Source organism: Planctomonas deserti (genome assembly GCF_003067705.1).
Lineage (GTDB): Bacteria > Actinomycetota > Actinomycetes > Actinomycetales > Microbacteriaceae > Planctomonas > Planctomonas deserti.
The window spans coordinates 1-558 of record NZ_QANL01000162.1 but is presented as its reverse complement, the minus strand read 5'-3'; the positions used below and the strand labels follow the sequence as shown (position 1 = coordinate 558).

The window sequence follows — 558 nt, the reverse complement described above, 5'->3', positions numbered from 1 at the left end:
GACCGATGGCGACATCAACCGCCTGCTGTCCGCGTCGCGGGCGCAGAGCATGATCGACACCATGCTGCCGCAGATCGAGGCAATGCAGCAGCAGCAGTTCCAGCAGGTGGCCGCACAGCGCCAGCTCAATGCCCAGCAGCAGGAACAGCTGAAGCGGATCCAGGCGCGGACCAGCCAGACCCTTCGCCAGGCCCTGTCGTGGCAGCAGCTGCGGCCGATGTACGTGGACCTGTACAAGAAGACCTTCAGCAAGGAAGACGTGCTGGCGATGGCCGAGTTCTACGAGAGCGCGGCCGGCCAGAGCCTGCTGGACAAGACCCCGGCCCTGATGCAGAACGTGATGGTGGCCATCCAGGCCCGCATGCAGCCGCTGTTCGCGGACCTGCAGAAGGACCTGGAAGCGATCGTCAACGAGCCGGAAAAGAAGTGACCGGGATTTCCGTAGCGCCCGAGCCCATGCTCGGGCGGCGGCGCGCAGCGCCGTGAAGCGCAGCCGAGCGTGGGCTCGGCTCTACAGGTCCTGGTGCCAGCCAAACAGGTCCAGCGCCTTCTGGAACC

Annotated in this window: 1 protein-coding gene; it reads left to right on the top strand. The window is 65.8% G+C overall.

Annotation, left to right across the window (positions count from 1 at the left end; genetic code table 11):
- A partial coding sequence (locus DAI20_RS20070; protein ID WP_108252912.1) for a DUF2059 domain-containing protein occupies positions 1-430 on the top strand: 430 nt, incomplete at its 5' end.
- Between the last annotated feature and the right edge of the window lie 128 nt (positions 431-558).